The organism is Streptomyces melanogenes, from assembly GCF_014649795.1.
In the GTDB taxonomy this organism is placed as follows: Bacteria; Actinomycetota; Actinomycetes; order Streptomycetales; family Streptomycetaceae; genus Streptomyces; species Streptomyces noboritoensis.
The window spans coordinates 15816-31901 of record NZ_BMTS01000042.1 but is presented as its reverse complement, the minus strand read 5'-3'; the positions used below and the strand labels follow the sequence as shown (position 1 = coordinate 31901).

At 70.3% G+C, this 16086-nt stretch carries 10 protein-coding genes; 6 read left to right on the top strand and 4 right to left on the bottom strand.

Features of this window, described 5'->3' with window-relative positions; genetic code table 11:
• The first annotated feature begins 64 nt into the window (after positions 1-64).
• From IE252_RS40335 to IE252_RS40320, 4 genes are all read left to right on the top strand, one after another.
• Positions 65-700 (top strand): RNA polymerase sigma factor, encoded by a 636-nt coding sequence (locus IE252_RS40335; RefSeq protein ID WP_190094483.1) that lies wholly within the window; start codon positions 65-67, stop codon positions 698-700.
• Entirely contained in the window at positions 697-1719 is a 1023-nt protein-coding gene (locus IE252_RS40330) for a CU044_5270 family protein (protein ID WP_190094482.1), read from the top strand. The genes IE252_RS40335 and IE252_RS40330 overlap by 4 nt, the downstream gene beginning before the upstream one ends.
• Before the next feature lie 34 nt (positions 1720-1753).
• Positions 1754-1915 (top strand): hypothetical protein, encoded by a 162-nt coding sequence (locus IE252_RS40325; RefSeq protein ID WP_190094481.1) that lies wholly within the window; start codon positions 1754-1756, stop codon positions 1913-1915.
• Positions 1916-2954: 1039 nt separating this feature from the next.
• Positions 2955-3584 carry a hypothetical protein gene (locus IE252_RS40320; protein WP_190094480.1) on the top strand — a complete coding sequence of 210 codons (630 nt, stop codon included), beginning with the start codon at positions 2955-2957 and terminating at the stop codon, positions 3582-3584.
• A gap of 203 nt (positions 3585-3787) precedes the next feature.
• Here IE252_RS40320 and IE252_RS40315 read toward each other — a convergent pair whose 3' ends face one another.
• The 3 genes from IE252_RS40315 to IE252_RS40305 form a co-directional block, all read right to left on the bottom strand.
• A complete protein-coding gene (locus IE252_RS40315) occupies positions 3788-4006 on the bottom strand; it encodes a hypothetical protein (protein WP_190094479.1) in 219 nt (72 codons plus the stop codon).
• 1071 nt (positions 4007-5077) lie between these two features.
• On the bottom strand, positions 5078-6370 hold the full coding sequence (locus tag IE252_RS40310) for an MFS transporter (protein WP_190094478.1): 1293 nt from the start codon (positions 6368-6370) through the stop codon (positions 5078-5080).
• A 422-nt stretch (positions 6371-6792) separates the two neighbouring features.
• Positions 6793-9795 carry an AfsR/SARP family transcriptional regulator gene (locus IE252_RS40305; RefSeq protein WP_190094477.1) on the bottom strand — a complete coding sequence of 1001 codons (3003 nt, stop codon included), beginning with the start codon at positions 9793-9795 and terminating at the stop codon, positions 6793-6795.
• A 1156-nt stretch (positions 9796-10951) separates the two neighbouring features.
• On the opposite strand from IE252_RS40305, the gene IE252_RS40300 reads away from it, so the two are divergent.
• Positions 10952-11503 (top strand): RICIN domain-containing protein, encoded by a 552-nt coding sequence (locus tag IE252_RS40300; protein ID WP_190094476.1) that lies wholly within the window; start codon positions 10952-10954, stop codon positions 11501-11503.
• A 76-nt stretch (positions 11504-11579) separates the two neighbouring features.
• Positions 11580-14012, top strand: coding sequence for an immune inhibitor A domain-containing protein (locus IE252_RS40295; protein WP_373298691.1), 2433 nt, complete (start codon positions 11580-11582; stop codon positions 14010-14012).
• Between the two features lie 90 nt (positions 14013-14102).
• On the opposite strand, the gene IE252_RS40290 is transcribed toward IE252_RS40295, so the two are convergent.
• Positions 14103-15932, bottom strand: a complete 1830-nt coding sequence (locus tag IE252_RS40290) for a serine/threonine protein kinase (RefSeq protein WP_190094475.1) — start codon at positions 15930-15932, stop codon at positions 14103-14105.
• Positions 15933-16086 lie beyond the last annotated feature (154 nt).

Genomic DNA, 16086 nt, shown 5'->3' with positions numbered 1-16086 from the left:
CCGGAACCGGCTCGGGGGCGCGGAGAGGAACGGGATGTGAGGAGAGACGGACTGAGAGGGATTCATGCGCGAGCGCATACGAGCGGGTGACAGGGAGGCGTTCGCCGAACTCTACGAGGAGCATGCGCGGGGGGTCTACAACCATGCCTACCGGCTGACGGGCGACTGGTCGACAGCGGAGGAGGTGATGTCCGAGACCTTCCTGGAGGCGTGGCGCACCCGGGAAAAGATAGAGCCGCACGGCGGGTCCCTGCGGCCGTGGCTGTGGGGCATCGCCACCAACAAGGCACGCAACGCCAACCGGAGCCTGCACCGCCGACTCGCCTTCCTGACCCGGCGGCCAGAGGCGGACAAGATCATGGACTTCGCGGACGAATCCGCCTCGCGCATTGACGGCAGCCGCGAACTGCACGCCGTACGCCAGGCGCTGAGGCTGCTGCGCCGCCCGGAGCGGGAGGTACTGGCCCTGTGCGTATGGTCCGACCTCGACTACTCCGAGGCCGGACAGGCCCTTGGCATCCCCGTGGGCACCGTGCGATCCCGCCTCTCCCGCGCCCGCGCCCGGCTGCGAAAGCTCACCGACGAACAGCTCACCGCACCGCCCGGCCACCCTCGGCATTCCCGGCGTATCCGGTCCGCCGGCACGACAGCACCCACGGCCGCCCCGTCGGCCCTGGCCGTCCAGGAAGAGGCCCGATGAAGACCCCCGACCGCCAGGAACTCGCCCGCCTGCTGCCCACCCCCACCGAGCGGGACCTGCCCGCCGGCCGCCACCGCCACCACAAGGAACTCCTGCTGGCTGCCATCGACAGCGACCGGCCCCGACCGCACCACCGGTGCTCGCGCCGTCGCCTGGTGCGCCCGCACATCATGCTGCCGCTGGCGGCGGCGGCCGTGGCAGCGGTCGTACTGCTCACGGCCCTGCCCGGGACCGGCAAGGACGGCTCCGTGCCCCCCGTCGAGGCAGCCGCCCCCGGCACCCCGCACGGGGCGGCAACGCTGTTCGACCGGCTCGCCACCGTGGCCCTCACGACCCGCACCGAGCCGGTACGGGACGACCAGTACGTCTACATCCGCAGCAAAGCCACCACCACAGCCCACATCAGACCGGTCAAGACGGGGCCGCTCCAGGAACGGGAAGACTGGGTGCCGCAGGACCCGCGCCCCACCGACGACAGGGGGGTGTACCGCACCGACGGGGAGTTCGTCCGGGGGGTTTTCCGCACCGACAGAAAGTTCGTCCCCATCCACGGGAAGACGACGGCGCCGGGCATCGACCGCCCCACCTACCGGTGGCTGGCCTCCCTGCCCACCGACCCCGACACCCTCTACCAGCGCATCCGCAAGGAGAACTTGCCGATGCGGGACGGCCTGGACTTCGACCAGACCGTCTTCGAATCCTTCGGTCAACTGCTCTCCAGGAACGTGATGCCACCTCGTACGGAAGCGGCCCTGTACAAAGCGGCATCGAGGATTCCCGGTGTGGAGGAGCGACCGGACGGCGTCGACGCGATCGGCCGCCACGGTCTGGTCATCACCCGCGAAGACCACCAGCTTGACCAACGCACCGAATGGATCTTCGACAAGACGACCCTGTCCTTCCTCGGCCGGCGCACCTACCTCACCAAGGACTGCGAAAAGGGGAAGAAGGGCACACTGGTCTGGGCCGACGCCATCCTGGAACGGACAGTCGTCGACCGGCCCCGCCAACTCCCCTGAATCCCTCCAGGATCAACGAGGCGGGTGACAGGAAGTGCACGTTGTTCCGATAAGGGCGAAACCCGAGCTGTGTGCCGGCCAGGGGCCGGTCGGTGTCGCGGGCACCAACGCGTCCAACGCCCGCTTCGGCATCGACGGGTCGCTGGACACCGGCTACGGCAGCACGGGGCCGGCCGGGAGCGGCCGCTCGTGCTGATCTCGACCTGCGGCTCGCCTCCGAGGATCGGGCGGTCGCAGGCTGTCCGGGACCTCCGCACCACCCCTGCCATTGGCTCCGACGTCGGTAACAACGCCAGAACCATGCTGGCGAGCGCCGTGTGGTCGTGAGTCCTGCGATGGCCTTGGCGAAGGCCTGAACGGATGGCGTGTTGCTGTTGCGGGGCCAGATGATGCCGTACTCGATGCGCGGGAAGGGGGGAAGGGCAGCCAGCGAGTGTCACTCGACTTTCGCTGTTCTCGTGTAGGTCATCCAGGGGTGTTGGCGCTGGCTGCGGCCCAGGCGTGTTGGATGGCTCGGATTTCGTCGGTGGTGGGCCGACCTGGGTCGGTTTCGGGAAACTGTCGACGATCACGGTTTCGGTTCGGGCCGCGATTCTGTGAGTCCTCAGGCCGCGATCGAAGCAGGATCCGAGTGCGGAGGAGGGGGAGCGAGGCCCGGCCGTATATCTGTCGCTTGATCGTCTTGATGCGGTTGACGTGGCCCTCGACGATGCTTGAGCCACACGCGAGGGCGAGGCCCGCGGTGACGGCATCGAGGTCGAGGTGCATAGCCCCTGCACGAAGGCGAGGATCGGGGCGGGGCGTCCCGTTCGGCCTCGCGTACCCACGCCGACGGTTGCTGGCCGCGACGGTGTTGGAGAAGCCCGTGGAAGGTGCGGGCGAGGTCGCAGGACCGGGGCGACGTCCGGGCAGGCCAGGCGTGTGGCCAGAAGTTCGTCCTCTTCGAGATGCGTCGGCGCGCCGCGGGGCATCATGATCCTTTCGGTGATCTTGCGTGGGCGGGCGACGGCGCCGCGGGTGGGCTCGACGTCGCCGGTCCGCGGTCCGGCGACGTAGGTGCGCACGGGTTGGTCGCTGCCCTGGTGGCCAAGTCCGCGGATCTCGCGGTAGAGGTCGGTCGGCCTGGTCGCGCCGCCGGTGAACCGCTCTCGTAGGTCCAGCGGTAGGGCTCGGCGGTGGTGTTGTGCTGGATCGCGAAGGGATATCCGCACCAGCCGAGGGGCGATACTGGAGTCATGTTGATCGTGGAAGCGGTGCTGGAGACATACGTGGCCGCCGACTTTGCTCTGTGGCCCTTTGACGACTCGCCCGCAGACCGTTTCCTGGCTCTGTCCGGCGATCTGTCGTCGCGTGAGGTCGGCACCGCCATGGCGGTCCTGACCAACTGCAATAAGGGACATCGCGAGCGCCGGGCCCGCGATCCGCAGGACAGCATGGAGCAGGTCCGCCGCCTGGTGACGGCCGAGCGGGTCGTCGCTCCCGGCGGTCTGCGGGTTCGGGATACCGCCACCGCGACTGTGGTATCACCTGGATGCTGCTGCGGTCTGGAGAACTGGCGGGACTGGCATGAACTGATGAACGGCGAAACGCCGTGGCTCGGCCACGACCCCACACCACGTGTCGAGCACCTCGGAGAGACCGCCCGGCTGTGGCCTGGCGGAGAGTGTTTCGATGGGCTCCCCATCGACCTGCCACTGACTCAGTTGCCGGAGCTCTTGGGCGGGGTCCAGGACCAGCTCGGTGGTTTCCTGACATCCGTCGAAGAGTGGGCTGCCCAGTATGCCGCGCCGCTTGCTGCCGTCGTGGTCGCGAAACTCGACGAGGACCTGTCCATCGCAGCCCCCTTCCGGCAAACCCAGGGCTGAGGTTCCCGCTCCCGAGAGCGTTTCCGTTGGCCGCTGTCATTGCATGCGCCCGCGACCCCGCAGCGTGCGTGTGCCCTGACGGAGCCCGCCAGATCGAGGACGTTGCCCTCGCGCTCGACAACAGGCTCCGTAAGACAGACGAGGGGACCGTCACCCGACACGATTCGGGCCGGCTGCCGCGAGATGCCCGGCCGGGCCCGGTGTCATGTGCTCCATGGCTTCAGGGCGCTCCAGGTGCCGTCGGCTGCGGCGAAGACCAGTTCGGAGTCCTCGAAGATCTCCTGCACGTTCTCGGGGTGCAGGCTGCCGAAGCGCTCGGCGCGCAGGTCGACCTGTGGCAGCTCGTCGGAGCGGGTGAACTGCGGAGGGTCTTGAAGCACCCAGGCGAAGCCGCAGCTCTCGTCGATCCGGAAGTGCCGCACACCCACCCGATCGCGTGGAACGATGATGCTGTGCGGTGTCGGCGCCGGATGTGCCTCAACTGCGTTGGTCGGCAGGTCCCCGAGAGGGTGCAACGCAGCCGGCCGGAGGGCGCGAGAACGTCTGGCTGGTTCCGCATTTCCTGGTGGTCACGGCGCTGGCGTTGAGCACGGCGATCGCCGTCTTCTGGGTCTCTGTGGACAGCACCCGGCGTGCCGGGGCCTTGGGTCCACCGGACCGTACCGCCCTCACTGGTGCTGCTCGCACCGGCGGTCATCATGTGGAACCATCTGGCCGTCTCCGGCACCCTTCCTGACCGTGCCCTGACAGACGCATGCCCCGGCGGTGTCCCGCCGTGGTGGCCGGGCTGGGTTCCGCTGAGATGAAGCGGTCGGGGTGTGACCGCGTTCTTGCCGGGAGCGAAAAGGCAGTCAGGTGTCGAACGCGGCGAGGACGGCTTTCCGGTGCGCGGTGAGGTCCGCGGCCCAGGCCCGGATCCAGTGCGCGTCGAGGGAATGGGACGGACAGGCCGACCGTCGCCACTTTGACAGCAGTCGGAGCGTCTGAGGAAAGAGGCGGTTCGGGGACGTCCCCGTGAGGTTGGCGGTCATATCTCCCTGATGCGGTGCCGCCACCACGCAGCCGCGTGCCGGGCGTCCACTGCAGGAGACCGGGGGTTGGGCAGGGTGCGGCGGAGGAATTCCTCGTCCAGCGGAGCGACGATTCCACGTAGCCCTGCCCGATTTCCACCCCCAACACCCCGCCAGGCCAGATCACTTGACGGTAGTCCCGTGATCCTTGACTTCGTGGCCTGATGATCTCCCCTTCGCTCGTCACACTGGCCAAGAGAACAGGCCAAGTGGTCTGGACAGCCAAGCAGCATCACGTGTCCGTCAGCGGGGACATCTCGTGTCCGCCTGCGGGGAGCCGATCAGACCGCCCGCAGGGAGCTTTGCGTTTCCGCCGTCAAAGCCGCTACTTCGTTGGCCTGTTGAACGCCATACGCTGCAAGTGGTCGTCCGGGCTGTAACGGCGCGCCTCGGGCATGCCGATCAGGTGGACCGGCGCACCCTTCACGGCCGGGGCCTGGTGCGCTGCGCCCAGGCCGTGATGGCCGGACCCGCGGCTCCGGCGGCGGTGAACAGGACGGCGAGCAGCAGCCAGCCGGCCTGCCCCCAGGTGATGCACGCCAGGGTCGCCGCGGAAGGGCCGAGGGCGAGACCTGCGGTGAGGGTGCTCTGGGACAGGCCGAGGTACTGGCCCTTGGCATGGTCGGGTGCGAGGGTCATGGTCAGCTCCATCTCCGCGGACACGGTGAGCAGTTCGGCGGCGATGGAGGCGATGACGCCGGTGGTCAGGACGACGACGGCGACCGTGGTGGGCAGGCCGGAGGCCAGCACGGCCAGCAGGCAGAACGTTCCGCTGAGCGCCCCGCCGACCGCCAGGGCTCGGCCGGCCTTGCGCGGGGTGTTGACCCGGCTGCCGACTGCGGTGAGCAGGAAGGCGATCGACAGGGCGTTGGCGATGCCGAAGGCGGCTATCAGCCAGAGCGGCGCGGTGGTCTCCTGGGCGATCCACAGCGGCAGAGCGACGGTGACGACGGCCTCGAAGAGTGTCAGGACTCCGTACGAGGCGCAGACGGCGAGGTAGGGGAGGTCGCGCAGGGCCTCCCAACGGGCGGCCCCGGGCCCGGCCTCCGGCTGGGTCCCGGTCTCCGCGGCGGTGGCGGGGGTGGGGGTGGGGCCGGGGAGCGGGACGGTGAACATCAGCAGGCCTTGGACCGCGGTCAGTACGCAGCAGAGGAGGATCGCGGCGAAGTAGACCCGCCGGGATCCGGTGGCGATCACCAGGCTGCCGGCCCCCATGCCCAGGACCATGGCCAGGTTGGAACGGGCGGAGACCTTGGCCCGGAAGGTGGCGGGGCGTGGCCCTCCGATCCGCGCCACGATCGCCTGGCGCATGGTGCCGGCCGACAGCTGGCAGGCGGAGGCGGCGAGCAGGACGGGGAGCAGGGTGGCGAACGAGTCGGCCAGGAGCAGGCACGTCTCGGTGGCGGCGAGCAGAAGGTAGGAGAGCGCGGCACCGATTTGCGGCGGGATGACGGTGTCGGCCAGGCGGCCGATCGGCGCGCCGATCAGCATCGCGCCCACACCGGCGAGGGTGAGGGCCAGTCCGATCCGGGAGGCGGACAGGTGGAGGAAGGTGCTGAAGTACAGGACGGTGAGGGTGGACAGCAGGCCGTAGCCGGCGTTGCCGGTCATCGCGGCGGCGACGACGATCCGCTGTGCGCGGGCGTCGGTTCGGTCCGCGTCCGCGGTCTCGCCGGGGCCGGGCAGGTGTATCGGACGCGAGGCGGTTTCAGTCATGCCCGCAGCCTGGGCGCACCGGCTCTACCGCGGCTCTGCACCGGGTCTGCTCCCGGGCCGCCCATGTGGCGCCGGACCCCGGAGCCGGTAGCGGAAGGGCCGGATACCGCCCTCTCCCGCTCGGCCGTGGACAGCGGACGGCCACGGCCCCAGGCCGGGGAATGAGCGACCTGGGGCCGTGCCGTGGTGGTGCGTGATCAGTCGATCACTGCTCCTGGTAGCGCTTCATGCGGACCCTCCTGATGTTCCTCTTGTTCCTGGGGGGCACGGACACCATCGGGGTCCGGATCACTCGTCACGGCGCCGGATCAGCGGGTGGTACGTCCCATCATGATGTGACCCTCCTTTCCTCTCCCGGGGCCGGATCCTGTTGTCGTCCGGCCTGTTGGGAGAAGACTGCCGAGCGGTGGTCTACCCGCTCTCTACATGTGATCTGCCGGTCCGCCCGCGGCCATCAGCGCGGTGAGCAGGTCCGCTTCGGACGTCATGCCGAGGTGGGAGTAGCCGGTCACCGCGAGGGTGAGGTGTTCGTGGGCCTTGCGGTGAGAGCCGCTGGCGGCGAGGGCCTTGCCCATCGCCTGGTGGGCGCGGGCCGTGATCAGTTCCTCGGCGCACCGGGTCGCGCCCTCGACGGCGGCGGCCGCGTGCCGCAGCGCCGCCCGCGCCAGTGCGTCGGCGCCGTTGCCGTCGGCGGCGGCCGCGTACGCTTCGGCGGCCCGGTAGTGGCACACCGTCTCGACGGCGCCGCTCCTGACGGCGGACGCCAGGGCCTGTGCCCGCTCATAGAGATGTGCCGCCTGCACGAACTGCCCGCTGTGATGCCGTGCATCCCCGGCGATGATGATCGCGTTGATCGCGGAATCCTGGTCGCCCGTCCGCTCGAACCAGGCGGCGAGCTCCAGGACCTGGCGGGCGAGGTCGCCGGTGTCGACGTGGCGTTCCTCGTCGCGCGCCTCGATCTGGAGGAGCACCAGGGTGTGCTGATGGATGAGGTCCTCGTTGCCCGTGCGTGCGGCGACCTCGATGGAGACCCGTGCATGGTGGCGGGCCTCGGCGAACTCCCTCAGCTGCAGATACGTGAGGGCGAGGCCGTAGTGGGCGAAGCTCGTCAGGTAGTGCGGCCGCAGTTTGTCGACCGCATCCTCCGCACCGGCCCCGGCGAAGCGGAGGGCCTCGGTGAACGCCGCGATGGCGCTGCGCGGCCGCGGTCCCACCACACGGACGGAGCCGGTGGCATGGCAGGCGATGGCATGGGTGAAGTCGCCGGAGTAGGCCCGGCCTCCGGGTGCCGTGGCCACGGCGAGGGCCTCAGCGGCGCCCGCGAGCACCGCCATGGGGGTGGCATCCGTCCACGCGGCGAGCACACCAACCGTCTCCACCGCGTGGACGACCGCTTCCCGGTCGCCTTGGGCCGCCGCCTGCTCGCAGATGGCCACGATGGCCGACAGTTCGGTGCGTATCCACGCACGGGCGGCCGCGCCGTCGTCGAGGCCACTCGCACCGGCGCTGACTGTCGGTGTCGCGCCGCGCGGCCCGATGGCCCGCATGACGGCGGGCGCCGCCGTGCGCAGGCAGGCGGCCACGGTGGCGTGGACGAAGTCGACGGCGCGGGTGAGGGCCGCGGCGTGGTCGCGGGCGTCGAGTTGTTCGCGGGCCTTGGCGCGGGCGTAGACACGGACGAGGTCGTGGAAGGCGTAGTGGCCGGGCTGGGGGGAGTTCAGCAGTGCCGTGTCCACGAGGTCTTCGAGGACCTGTTCGGCGGCGTGCTCGTCCAGGGCCAGTACCGCGGCGGCGGCCGACAGGCTCCAGGTGTGTGCTTTGGGCAGGGCGAGTATGAGGAAGGCGTGGGCCTGGTCGGGGGTGAGCTGACCGTACGACAGCTCGAAGGCCTGGGCGACGCGCAGGTCGCCGGTGCGCAGTTCGCCCAGCAGCCGCGCCTCGTCGGCCAGCCTGTCGACCATGGACCGCACGCTCCAGCCCGGCCGGTGGGCCAGGCGCGTCGCCACGACGCGCAGCGCCAGTGGCAGGTCCCCGCACGCAGCGGCGAGGGCCACGACGGCGTCCGGCTCGGCCGCCGCCCGCTCCGCACCGATGATCGCGGCGATGAGCTGTACGGACTCGGCGCGCGCCATCCGCTCCAGGGCGACAGCGGCGCTTACGCCGATGGTCGGGCGGGTGCGGGAGGTGACCAGGACCGCGCTGCGGGGAGAGCCCGGGAGCAGCGGGGTGATCTGGTTGGTGTCGGCGGCGTCGTCGAGGACGACCAGGACGCGCTTGTCGGCCAGCATCGTGCGGTACAGGACGGCCCGCTGGGCGGTGGCGTCAGGCAGCTGCTCCGGGGCAACGCCCAGGGCCAGGAGGAAGTCGGCCAGGACGTCGCCGGGGTCGGCGGGGGTGTCGGAGGCGCCGTGCAGCGATGCCCACAACTGCCCGTCGGGGAAGTCGCCGGCGACCGCGTGCGCGGTCACGGTCGCCAGGGTGGTCTTGCCGCTGCCGCCCATGCCCGTCACCATTCCGACGGCGTGGCCGGCCGACCGGAGCGCGTCGACGAGCCCGGCGACCTGGTCCTGGCGGCCCGTCAGATCTGCGGGTGGAGAGGGGAGTTGCTGGGGGGCGGCGGGTGAGAAGCTGGCGGGAGCAACAGAGAGGGCGGGTACAGCGGCGCCAAGGGTGACCGGGGCAGCGGCCGCGAACGGCGGTCCGGGGTCCTCACCGCGCAGAATCGCCTCGTGGACGCGGGCCAGATCCGGACCCGGGTCGACGCCGAGTTCGTGGATCAGAACACTGCGGGCCCGCCGGTAGACATCCAGTGCCTCGGCCTGTCGGCCGGAGCGGGTGAGCGCGATCATGAGGGTGGCGTACAGCCGCTCGTCGTAGGGCCGGGCCCTGGAGGCGGCGGTGATGTCGACGAGGGTGCGCTCGTGCCGGCCCAGCAGCAGTTGCTGGTCGAACCAGCCCTGGCGGGCGGCCTCGCGGTGCTCGGCCAGTGACTCCCGCTGCCGTTGGCACCAGGGCCCCGGCAGTCCGGCCAGGGCGGTCTCTCCCGTCCACAACGCGAGCGCCCCGCCGAGCCGTTCGGCCTCGGCCACCGGATCGCCCTCGGGCGGGGTGCCGGTGCGGCGCAGGAACTCGGTGGCGTCCACACAGGCCGGGTCGACGTCGAGCAGATAGCCGCCCGAGCTCCATACGACCGCGGTGGCGCCCAGGCTCTTGCGCAGCCGCAGCACGTAGTTGGTGACCATGTTCACGGCACTGGGCGGCGGGGTGTCCCCGAACATCCCGTCGATCAGGTCCTCGGTCCCCACACGCCGCCCCGCGCGGAAGGCGAGTGCCGCCAGCATGGCCATCTGCTGCGGCTGCATCGCCTTGACGACCGTCCCGCCCCGCGACACGACCGGCGGCCCGAGCAGCACAAAACTGTACATGTCCATAATCCCCCGTTGACTCCCCGAAACGTACGGCTCCGGTCCCCCTCACCGGAGCGCGCCAGCCTAGCCCTCGCATGGTCGGCCGCTGGGCGCTCGCTGCGGGAACTCCTTCCGCTGTTGAGGGCCGTAGAACTTTTGTTGATGGCGTGTTGACGCCCCTCGCAGGGCTAGTCGCTGGTCACACGGCGCCGCCAACCCCTGTACCGGTAGCGGCCGTAGAGCTTTTGTTGACGTGCCGTTGATGCCTCTCCCGTCATGCGCCCGCCGCCGCGCGCGGCGCGACGGCCGAGTTGGTGGACTTCACCACCGGTCTGAGGGACATGTGGGTGAGCCGAGGTGACTTCCAGCGGTCCGCTCCTCAAGATCGGCCGCCGGGAGGACATCCCGGCGGGTGGTCGCAGGACAGCAGACCGCGACCGTCTCATGTGCCACGGATCCGAGGGAGATGTCCGCGAGGGCTGCGCGTCGCACTGTCGGCGTGGCTGGTCCGGTTGACCTTCTGTTGATCCCGGGTTGATGCAGGACGGCGACTCTCTTCCCGTACACCGCGCACCGCGGATACAGGAGTCTCGCAGCCGTGCAACGGCAGTTGCCCCGTGTGGACAAGGAATTCCCACGCGACTGTACTGCCGCCCACCGGCTGCCCGCCGTACGGGACGGCACGGTCCCGGCCTTCGCCAGCTCCCACCGGGTCGGCAAGCTCCTGCATCCCTGCCGGAGGGGCACAGGAAAGGAGTCACCCGATGCCGCTGCTTCCGTACGACGATCAGGCAGGGACGCCCCAGGCGTCGTTGGACGGCCCGGGCGAAGCTCGTCACCGACGTCCAGGGCAGCAACGAGGCATCCGGCACCCGGATCCAGCCGTACCACTCCAACTGCACCAAGGGGCGCCGACGGCATCCCGGGCCCCAAGCAGTGGGCGGCCTTGAAGGTCCCGCGCGGCTGACGCCGGTGGGGCGGGGCCGTGCGGGTCTGCCCCGCTCTCGTGGGCGCCGCGCATCGTGGCGCCCACGACCGGATACCGCACCCCCTCCGATCTCCGGGCCCGCCTACCCCCCCCAGGCGGGCCCGGTCCTTCGCCCCGCCGCCTCGTCGACGGGCCTTCACCGACGCTGACCCGAGTCAACCCACGAAGAAAGGCATGGATCACACGATGCGTATCCGTCACGCGATGACCGCCACGGGCGTTGCCGCGCTCGCTCTGCTCAGCCAGGCCGTCGGCAGTGTGCACGCCGCTGACCCGGACGTCACGGTCACCAGGGCGGCGCACCTGCGCAACTGGGCCGAGTCCGGCGAGTACACCGGCTCTGTCCGCCCGGCGGCTGTCATAGCGGTCCCGGAAGGCCGGGACGTCGATGGCCAGATGCTGTCCCTGGAGTTCTGGAAGGGGGATCCCGGCCAGGACTTCGCCGTATACCAGCGTGGAGATGAGCTCGTGGTCTCGCACAACGGCTATGTGCTCGACCAGGACGTGACGAAGGGCAAGGTCCAGATCTGGCGCCCCTGGCAGGGGCAGGCCGGAATCGACCGCCTCGACGTCAACGCCAACCAGCGGTGGCGGGTCCTCGACAAGGACAAGACCGGCTGGAGCATGATCCAGAACGTCGCCACCGGCAAGTGCCTCAGGGCCAACGGCCTTCAGGCCGTTCTCTCCGCCGTCCCCTGTGACGGCAACGACGCGGCCCAGTGGTGGAACCAGTTCTGATCCGTACGGGCCGAGGACTCCATCGCACCCATCAAGCACGCCGTGCCGACAGGCACGCGGGAAAGGACCCTTTCAAGTGTCCAGTAGGAGAAGTGTGTTGGCGACGGGCGCCGTGCTCGTGACGCTGACGGCAACGGCTGCCGCAGGCAACGCGTCAGCGGCCGGTCCGGCCGCTGACGCGCACGGCGTGTCGCACACCGCCGTCGGCGCCCCGCCGGAGGGGCCCGGAGAGGGGGGCCACGGGGCGGGCAAGGGGCACCTCATCGAGGGTCCTTACGCGCGGACCGAGGCCAAGCAGCGTCAGGAGGCCTTGGAACAGGTCCTGTCGGGCAAGCTCAAGCCCCAGGCGCGCAACGGCTCCGAGGTCGTCCAGCTGGCCGACAAGAAGTACGTCGAGCTCGCCCGCGAGAAGACCGACAAGATCTTCACGATCCTGGTGGAGTTCGGCGACAAGGTCGACAGCACGACCATGTTCGACCCGGACGGTCCGGCCGGCCCCAAGCCGCCGGTCGTCAAGTACGGGGGCACCCCCGGCCCGCTGCACAACCGGATAGCCAAGCCCGACCGGGCCAAGAACAACAGCACGGCCTGGCAGAAGGACTACAACCAGAAGCACTTCCAGGACCTGTATTTCGGCACCGGCAAGAACGCCGACGGCACCCAGAAGCAGTCCCTGAAGACGTACTACGAGAAGACGTCCTCGGGCCGCTACTCGGTCGAGGGCGAGGTCTCCGACTGGGTGAAGGTCGACGGGAACGAGGCCCGTTACGGCTCCAACTACTGCGAGGCCAGCAACTGCCCCAACGTCGAGGACCTGGTGCGCGACGGCGTCAACGCCTGGGTTGCCGACCAGAGGGCCAAGGGTCGGACCACCGAGCAGATCAAGGCCCAACTGGCCCAGTACGACCAGTGGGACCGTACCGACCACGACAACGACGGCGACTTCAACGAGCCCGACGGCTACATCGACCACTTCCAGATCGTCCACGCGGGCGAGGACGAGTCGGCCGGCGGCGGCGTCCAGGGCACCAACGCCCTGTGGGCACACCGCGGTTACGCCTACGGGCACGACGACGGTGACACCGGCCCCACGGGATACAAGGCGGGCGGCACGCAGATCGGCGACACCGGTATCTGGGTCGGCGACTACACGATGCAGCCGGAGAACGGCGGCCTCGGCGTCTTCGCCCACGAGTACGGCCACGACCTCGGTCTGCCGGACCTCTACGACACCAACGACAAGGCAGTCGAGAACTCGGTCGGCTTCTGGTCCCTGATGTCGGCCGGCTCCTGGCTGGGCACCGGCAAGGACTCGATCGGCGACATGCCGGGCGACATGACCGCCTGGGACAAGCTCCAGCTGGGCTGGCTGAACTACGACACGGCCAAGGCCGCGACAAGGTCGACCCACACCCTGGGCGTCGCGGAGTACCACACCAAGCGCCCCCAGGCGCTGGTCGTCCAGCTTCCGAAGAAGACGGTCACCACCGGCATCGTGGCACCCCGGCAGGGCGCCGAGCAGTGGTGGAGCGGCTACGGCGACAACCTGTCCAACACCCTGACCCGCACGGTCGACCTGACGGGCAAGTCCACCGCCTCCCTGGAACTCGCCGCCTGGTGGAACATCGAGAAGGACTTCGACTACCTCTACACCCAGGTCTCCACCGACGGCGGCGCCAGCTGGAGGTCCATCGACGGCACCGCCGACGGCCGACCGATCACCCGCGACGGCGGCGACAAGCCCGCCCTGACCGGCGCCTCCGACACCTACCGGCAGCTGGTGTTCCCCCTCGACGCCTATGCCGGCCAGAAGATCGGCATCCGCTTCCGCTACAAGACGGACGGCGGCGTCGCGCCGATCGGCTTCGCCGCCGACACCATCGCCGTGAAGGCCGACGGCACCACGCTCTTCTCGGACGACGCCGAAGGCGACGACAACGGCTGGACCGCGCGCGGCTTCCGGCGGGTCGGCGCCTCCGTCACCGGCGACTTCCCGGTGTACTACATCGCCGAGAACCGCCAGTACGCCTCGTACGACAAGGCCCTCAAGACCGGCCCGTACAACTTCGGCGACCGGCCCCGGATGAACGACTGGGTCGAGCACTACTCCTACAGCCCGGGTCTGGTGCTGTGGCAGTGGGACACCTCGCAGCGCGACAACAACGTCAGTGAGCACCCGGGCAAGGGCCTGCTGCTGCCCGTCGACGCCCATGCCAAGCCGATGAAGTGGGCGGACGGCGTGCCGGTCTCGAACAAGGTCACGCCGTACGACGCGGCCTTCGGCCGGTACCCGGTGCCCGCGCTGACCCTGCACCGGGAGGGCGTGGCCACCACCTTCCCGGCGCAGGCGGGCGTCCCGGTCTTCGACGACCACCAGGGTGTCTACTACTACGCCGAGAACAAGCACGGAAGTGTCCAGGTGACGGACACCAACACCCGGATCGAGGTCGTCTCGCAGCCGAGGAACGGAGAGAAGATCACGGTTGAGGTGGGCCCCTCGGTGAAGTAGCCCCACCGCACACGCCATTGCCCACGACCGGCCGCCGCTCGGCAGAGCGGCGGCCGGTCGTGCTGCGGCCTCTCGCGGCCCGCGCCGCCGCTAGGTGGCGGGGGTGACGCTCCAGATCTGGGCGGGGCTGGACGTGCAGTCGCTGACGGTCGCCGGTTCGGCGGAACCCCGGGCGCTGAGGCAGCCGTTGGTCGCGGTGTTGATCAGACGGTAGGAGCTCGGGGCCCCCGGCGCGGCAGCGAAGACCCACAGTTGGTTGGCGAACGCGCCGTCGTCGATGCCCTGGCCGTCCGGCGTCGTGCCGGGCGCCCAGACCTGCACGGCGCGGGTTTGCATGTCCATGTCCAGCATCTTGCGGGTGGTGGACTGGTTGGTGAGGTAGAACCGCCCGTCCTTGATCCCGTTCAGTTCCCAGACCTCCGCCGGACTCGTCGGCACCTGCCAGGTGCTGACGAGGTTGCCGTTCCGGTCGGCGCCTTGGGTGTTGGACAGGGTCAGATCGCCGTTGCGCAGGACGGCGCGCTTGGGAAGACCGGTCGCCGGAGCGGGCGTCGGGGCGGGCGACGCGGTAGGGCCGGTGGGCTTGGGGGCCGGGGGGACGGGGACGGTGCGCGGCGGGGGCTGCCAGGGCAGCCCGTCCGCGGACGGGGAGTGGGGCGCCGCGGGGCTCCACGGGGGCGTGGCGAGGTCCCGCCGGTCCGTCTTCGGGGGGAGGGCGGAATCGGGCCGGGGGCGGGTGGTGGTGCCGGGCGTGGGGACGGCGGACGGTGAGGAGGTCGGTGCGGTCGGTGTGCCCCCGGGGGTTGCCGAAGGCATCCGCGGGCTGGGCAAGGGGATGCTGATACCAGGGGGCGCCGCCCGCAACGCGTCGTTGGAGGACTCCACGTGGAACGCGCGCGGCAGCAGCGCGGTGAGTATCACCGCCGCGGTGACGGCCGCGGCCCGGCGCCGGTGGACGCGCACGCGGCGCGCCCATGTCCTGACCCCGCTCCGCCGTGCCGCCTTCGGCGGGGCGGAGCGGGTCGGGGTGTGCGCCGATGCGGCCGGGGGTGTGTCCGCCTCCTGCTGTCCGGCGTGTTCCGGCGTGAGCGTGGCCGGGGCGGCCGAGGTGAGGTCCTGGAGCGCCTGGGCCATGGCGGCGGCGTCGGGCCAGCGTTCCTCGGGTGCCTTGGCCAGGGCGCGCCGGATGACGGCCTGGACCGGCTCGGGTATCTCCTCGGGCAGTGGAGGAGGGGCCTCGGTGAGGTGCTTGAGGGTGATCTCGAAGGCGGTGTCGCCGCTGAAGGGTACGGATCCGTTGAGCATTTCGTACAGCACGATGCCCACGGCGTAGACGTCCGCGGCCGGGGTGGCCTTGCCTCGCGCGGCCTGCTCGGGGGCCTGGTAGGGAGCGGTGCCCAGTTGCAGGCCGGAGGCGGTCAGGCGGGGGGAGAAGTCGGGTTTGGCGATGCCGAAGTCGGCGACCAGGATCCGGCCCGAGCGCAGCAGCAGGTTGGCGGGTTTGATGTCGCGGTGCACGATGCCCGCCTCGTGGGCGGCCTGCAGCGCGTCGAGGATCTGGCCGGTGAGGGTGAGGGCCTCGGCCACGTCGAGCGGTCCGGTGCGGGCCAGGTGCTGGTCGAGAGCGTGGCCCTCGACCAGTTCCATGACCAGGTAGGCGTGGGCGGTGTCGTCGGTCCGGGTGTGTCCGAAGTCGTAGACGGCGACGATGCCGGAGTGGTTCAGGCGCGCCATGGCCCGTGCCTCGTCGCGGAAGCGGTCGGTGAAAGCGGCGTCGTCCTCCAGGAACGGACGCAGGACCTTCACCGCGACGTGGCGCTCCAGTACGGTGTCCCAGGCCCGCCACACATCCCCCATCGATCCGCCGGCGAGCCGCTCGTCCAGCCGGTAGCGGTCACCAAGCGTGCTTCCCTGTCTCACATGTCCCCCATGGTCTTCATGGTCTTCCCGCCCGCGCGTGATGCCGCGGGGCGGTGGTGCGGCCGTTGGTCGGTTACCGATCCCCCCGGGCCGGTTTTTCGGTCGCACGATCTATTCTGATGGCCGACGATATTACGGATTGTGAGGACGGGGA